The following is a 5,560-nucleotide window of genomic DNA, read 5'->3' as shown; positions in this document are numbered from 1 at the left end:
ACTTTTGCGAAACAACATAACATCCTCATCTGCCACGATAATCCATACAGCTTCATTTTAAATGAACAACCGGAAAGTTTGCTGCAGTTTGAAGGCGCTAAAGACGTGGTACTGGAATTGAACTCCCTCAGTAAATCGTCTAACATGGCAGGCTGGCGTATAGGCATGCTCGTTGGTAAGGCAGAATGGATTGCTGAAGTATTGCGCTTTAAAAGCAATATGGATTCCGGTATGTTTCAGCCTATGCAAATGGCCGCAGTAAAGGCTTTGCAGCTGGGGAAAGACTGGTACGATGACCTGAATAAAATTTACCGTGCACGCCGCGAAAAAGTATTTCAATTACTGGATCTGCTGCATTGCACTTATGATAAAAACCAGGTAGGCATGTTCGTATGGGCAAAAATACCTGCTACTAACGAAAATGGCTATACGCTGACGGATGAAATACTGCAAAAAGCCCGTGTATTTATTACGCCCGGAGGAATATTCGGTAGTAACGGTAACGGCTATATCAGGGTGAGTCTTTGCCAGGATGAAAAAGTTTTCGAAGAAGCGATAGCACGCATCAAAACAAACATACAATGATCGTAACAATAATAGGTACCGGTTTAATAGGTGGCTCACTCGCCATCACGCTGAAGGAAAAAGGCGTGGCGGAGCGGATCATCGGGGTAGATCAGAACCAGGAACACCTGCAGCGTGCCCTGGACCTGAACATCATCGATGAGGGGGCTACCCTGGACGAAGCCATGCTTCGCTCCGACCTGGTGGTACTGGCCATTCCCGTTGACGCCGTGCTGCAGGCATTGCCCGGCATCATGGACAAAGCACGCCCCGGCCAGGTAATTATGGACGTAGGTTCTACCAAAGAAAAAATATTGCAACTCGTTGCCGGTCATCCCCACAGAGGTCGCTTCGTAGCTGCCCACCCGATGGCCGGCACCGAGTATTCCGGCCCCGATGCAGCTGTACGCAATCTTTTTGTACACAAAACCATGGTATTATGCGATGTGAAAAACAGCGATGAAGATGCCCTGGAGGTAGTGGAAAACATGGTAGACCAACTGCAGATGCGCACCGTATATATGAATGCGGAAGAACATGATCTGCACACCGCCTATGTGTCGCATATTTCTCACATCACCTCTTTTGCACTGGCACTCACCGTGCTAAAAAAAGAGAAGGAATCAGGTCGCATTTTTGAACTGGCCAGCGGTGGTTTTGAATCTACCGTTCGCCTCGCGAAAAGCTCTCCTGATATGTGGGTACCCATCTTCAAGCACAACCGAAACAATGTGCTGGATGTACTGGAAGAACATATCAACCAGTTACAGCAAATGAAAACATTGCTCGAAACAGAAGACTACGATACGTTTTATAAATTGATTCAAAAATCCAATAAAATCAGGAAGATCCTGAAATAACTTAATTCTGATAATCTACTTAACTTCAATACTATGGTACAGACAATGGAACAGATATTATCTAAAACCAAATTCTCCGATCCGTCTTCCGATAAAAAGCCGTTGATCATTTCCGGACCCTGCAGTGCAGAAACCGAAGAGCAGGTATTAGCCACCGCACTGGCCCTGCAAAAAACAGGTAAAGTAGACGTACTGCGCGCTGGTATCTGGAAACCCCGTACCCGTCCCGGTTCTTTCGAAGGAATTGGTACCAAGGGCCTCGCATGGCTGCAAAAAGCCCGCGAAATCACCGGTTTACCACTGGCAGTGGAAGTAGCTACTGCTAAACAGGTAGAAGATGCGCTGCATTTTGGTGTAGATATTTTGTGGGTAGGAGCACGTACTACAGTAAACCCTTTCTCCGTGCAGGAAGTAGCTGATGCGCTGAGAGGTGTGGATACTACCGTATTAATTAAGAATCCTATCAATCCTGATCTGGAACTGTGGATCGGTGCCGTAGAAAGAATTCAGAAAGCAGGTATCAATAAAGTAGGTTTAATCCACCGTGGTTTCTCCAGCTATGGCAATACACAATACCGTAATGCGCCGATGTGGCACCTGGCTATTGAGCTAAAACGTCGTATGCCTGAACTGCCAATGATCTGCGATCCTTCTCACATCTCCGGCCGCCGCGATATCTTACAGGAAGTTTCTCAGGAAGCCATTGACCTGGATTACGATGGTCTGATGCTGGAAACACACGTTGATCCGGACAACGCCTGGAGCGATGCCAAACAACAAATTACACCGGAAAAACTGGCTGACCTGCTGGACGGTATCGTTTGGAGAAGAGAACATACCGATAAAAAAGACTTCAACTCTGCCCTGGAAAAACTGCGCGCGCAGATTAATCAGGTAGATGATGAAATTATGCTGTTGCTCGGCAACCGTATGAAAATTGCTGAAAAAATCGGCGTATACAAGAAAGAAAACAACATCACCATCCTGCAAACAAACCGCTGGAATGAAATCCTGGACCGCGCAGTTGCCAAAGGCGAAAAACTGGGCCTCACCAAAGATTTCATCGTGAAATATTTCGATGCAGTTCACCTGGAATCTATCAATCGCCAGAACAAAGTGATGAACGAAGAGAAATAGAAAGCTTTTAGCTTTTAGCTGTTAGCTGTTAGCAAATGCAGCGGAGATCGTAATATGTTAATCTTCGCTGCATTTGCTAACAGCTAACAGCTAACAGCTAAGAGCTATTTGCTAACAGCTAAAAGCTAACAGCTAAATGCTAAAACAGATCCACCAGTTTGAACAACAGGAAACCATCTATTTTTTAGGGGAAAGCCTGCTGCAACTGGGCAATCATGTAGACCGTAACAGAGCAGTCCTGGTAATAGATGAAAATGTGGAACGACATCACGGTCATCATCTGCACAACTGGAAGAAAATTGTGGTGCCGGCAGGAGAGGAGTTGAAGAACATGGACACCGTTGAAACGATCATTGATGGTTTAACGGCACATGAGGCTGATCGTAAAACCACCCTGGTAGGTATTGGCGGCGGCATGATCACAGATGTGGCCGGATTTGCTGCCAGCATTTATATGCGCGGTATTCCTTTCGGATTTGTACCCACTACATTGCTGGCCCAGGTAGATGCTTCCATTGGTGGCAAAAACGGGGTGAGTCATGGTAAACATAAAAACCTGCTGGGCATTATCCGTCAGCCGCAGTTTATTTTGTTCGACTATACCTTACCGCTCACTATGCCGGCAGAAGAATGGCATAACGGTTTTGCAGAGATCATTAAATACGCCTGTATCATGGATGCGGAGCTGTTTGATTTTCTTGAACAAAACAAGGAAAAAGCATTGTCGCGCGATGTGGCAGTACTGAAATACCTGGTAGAGAAATCGGTGGCCGCAAAAACAAAAGTAGTGCTGGAAGATGAGCTGGAAACCGGTCCACGCCGCTGGCTTAACTTCGGTCATACCCTTGGTCATGCAGTGGAAAAGCTGGAACATATTGCACACGGCAAAGCAGTGGCAATAGGGATGGTAGCAGCCGCCCGTTTTTCAGAGAAGCTAATGAATTTTCCTGCAGCAGAAACCATTCGCCTGATAAAGCTAATCAGCGACTATCAGTTACCGGTAGCTTTTACTTCTGATAAGGAAGCAGTGTTTGACATCTTTAAACTGGATAAAAAACGGGAGAAAGACGTTATACATTTTGTACTACTGGAGCAAACAGGCAAGGCTACCACCATGCCCATACCCATTGCAGAACTGAAGTTGTTACTGCAGGAGTTGTAAAATTTTTTCTAATCAATTTAAAGGCGGACGAAATATACATATGCAAGTTACTGTATCACCAGCCACCATTACCGGCACCGTTACGGCCAATCCTTCTAAAAGTGCTATGCAACGCGCTGTGGCAGCAGCTTTGCTGGCAAAAGGAACTACCATTATCCGTAACCCGGGTTTGAGTAATGACTGCCTGGCAGCATTGGAAGTAGCCGAAAATCTGGGAGCTAAAATCAAACGTGAATTCGACTATTTTGAAATCACCAGCAACGGTGTAGCACCGTTTTATGATGAAATCAACTGTGGTGAATCCGGTTTAGGTATTCGTATGTTTACCCCCATCGCAGCCATGTCATCCCTGCCTATTACCATCGAAGGACATGGTAGCTTAACTACCCGTCCTATGGACTTCTTCGAACAGGTATTGCCGCAGCTGGATGTGAAATGTAAGACACAAGGTGGTAAACTGCCCCTGCATATACAGGGTCCTTTAAAACCTAAAAATATTACCATCGATGGTTCACTGAGTTCACAGTTCCTCACCGGCCTGCTTATGGCTTATGGCGCGGCTGCAGAAGACGTGACCATTACGGTAACAGACCTGAAAAGTAAACCATACATTGCGTTAACCCTGCAACTCATGGCACACTTTGGTGTACAGGTGGAAGAAAAGAATTTTGAAACATTCCATTTCGGAAAGCAACAGGCATATAACGCCTGCGACTATACGGTGGAAGGTGACTGGAGCGGCGCCGCATTCCTGCTGGTAGCAGCAGCGGTAGCCGGTAAAGCAGAAGTACAACATCTGAATGTGGCCTCTGCACAGTCAGATAAAGCTATACTGGAAGCCCTGGAGAAAGCAGGCGCACAAATGATGTCTGGCGTATTTACCGTCAACATCGAGAAAGGCGGACTGCAACCATTTGAAATAGATGCTACTGATTGCCCGGATCTGTTTCCTCCACTGGTAGCATTGGCGGCTAACTGTAACGGTACTACGAAAATTAAAGGGGTAAGCCGTCTGGCACATAAAGAAAGCGATCGCGGTTTAACACTGCAGGCAGAATTTGGCAAGATGGGTATTAAAATAGACCTGCAGGGCGATATCATGCTGGTACATGGTGGTACCGGTATCAAAGGAGCGCAGGTACATTCACATAACGACCACCGCATTGCAATGGCCTGTGCAGTAGCAGCGCTCACGGCAGATGGTCCGGTAATCATTGATAATGCAGAGGCGATCAATAAATCCTATCCGGAATTTTATGATCACCTGGCATTGTTAGGTGGTAAGGTAGCGGTAAGCGTTTAGCTTTTAGCTGTTAGCGTTTAACATCTCTCTAAAGGCTAACAGCAAAAGGTGTTTTTTCACTTTAAATTATCAGCGTGTGAACAGTTTTGGCAGATTATTCAGGGTAAATGTTTTTGGAGAATCGCATGGCGCCAGTGTTGGCGTAAATATAGATGGCATCCCTGCTGGTTTGCCATTAAAACAGGAAGATTTTCTGGCGGACCTGGAACGCCGCAAAGGTGGCTCCAGAGGTACTACGCCCCGCAAGGAGGAAGACCTGCCCTTCATCAAATCCGGCGTGTTTAACGACCACACTACCGGTGCACCAGTGACTATTCTCTTTGAAAATAATAATACCCGCAGTGCGGACTACGACAAACTGCGTGAGTTCCCGCGTCCCGGGCATGCCGACTTTGTGGCAACCGAAAAATTCGGAGGCTTTGAAGACTTTCGTGGCGGCGGACATTTCAGCGGCAGGCTGACCCTCAACCTGGTAGCAGCCGGGGTAATTGCAAAGAAAATTTTAGGTAACGATATACAGGTAAATGCCACCAT

The 5,560-nt window shown here is 46.5% G+C and carries 6 protein-coding genes; all 6 read left to right on the top strand.

Annotated elements, in window-relative coordinates; all coding sequences use genetic code 11:
* Positions 1-585, top strand: a 585-nt coding sequence (locus VIP81_RS12590) for a pyridoxal phosphate-dependent aminotransferase (protein WP_331960810.1), incomplete at its 5' end; no start/stop codon positions are given.
* The gene (locus VIP81_RS12585; RefSeq protein ID WP_133810174.1) at positions 582-1,424 is read left to right on the top strand and encodes a prephenate dehydrogenase; all 843 of its coding nucleotides are present in this window, start codon (positions 582-584) and stop codon (positions 1,422-1,424) included. The genes VIP81_RS12590 and VIP81_RS12585, both read left to right, overlap by 4 nt.
* Before the next feature lie 33 nt (positions 1,425-1,457).
* Positions 1,458-2,561 carry a bifunctional 3-deoxy-7-phosphoheptulonate synthase/chorismate mutase type II gene (locus VIP81_RS12580; RefSeq protein WP_331960805.1) on the top strand — a complete coding sequence of 368 codons (1,104 nt, stop codon included), beginning with the start codon at positions 1,458-1,460 and terminating at the stop codon, positions 2,559-2,561.
* A gap of 136 nt (positions 2,562-2,697) precedes the next feature.
* The gene (gene aroB / locus VIP81_RS12575) at positions 2,698-3,723 is read left to right on the top strand and encodes a 3-dehydroquinate synthase (protein ID WP_331960802.1); all 1,026 of its coding nucleotides are present in this window, start codon (positions 2,698-2,700) and stop codon (positions 3,721-3,723) included.
* A 40-nt stretch (positions 3,724-3,763) separates the two neighbouring features.
* Positions 3,764-5,026 (top strand): 3-phosphoshikimate 1-carboxyvinyltransferase, encoded by a 1,263-nt coding sequence (gene aroA, locus VIP81_RS12570; RefSeq protein ID WP_331960799.1) that lies wholly within the window; start codon positions 3,764-3,766, stop codon positions 5,024-5,026.
* A gap of 76 nt (positions 5,027-5,102) precedes the next feature.
* On the top strand, positions 5,103-5,560 hold a 458-nt coding region (locus tag VIP81_RS12565; protein WP_331960796.1), incomplete at its 3' end, for a chorismate synthase.

This window comes from Chitinophaga sp., from assembly GCF_036566945.1.
GTDB lineage: Bacteria > Bacteroidota > Bacteroidia > Chitinophagales > Chitinophagaceae > Chitinophaga.
This window is presented reverse-complemented; position numbering and strand designations above follow the sequence as displayed.

Excerpts from the sequence above, each read along its gene's own strand:
- VIP81_RS12585 (WP_133810174.1), top strand. The coding sequence starts at position 582 with ATGATCGTAACAATAATAGGTACCGGTTTAATAGGTGGCTCACTCGCC.
- VIP81_RS12580 (WP_331960805.1), top strand. The coding sequence starts at position 1,458 with ATGGTACAGACAATGGAACAGATATTATCTAAAACCAAATTCTCCGAT.
- aroB (WP_331960802.1), top strand. The coding sequence starts at position 2,698 with ATGCTAAAACAGATCCACCAGTTTGAACAACAGGAAACCATCTATTTT.
- aroA (WP_331960799.1), top strand. The coding sequence starts at position 3,764 with ATGCAAGTTACTGTATCACCAGCCACCATTACCGGCACCGTTACGGCC.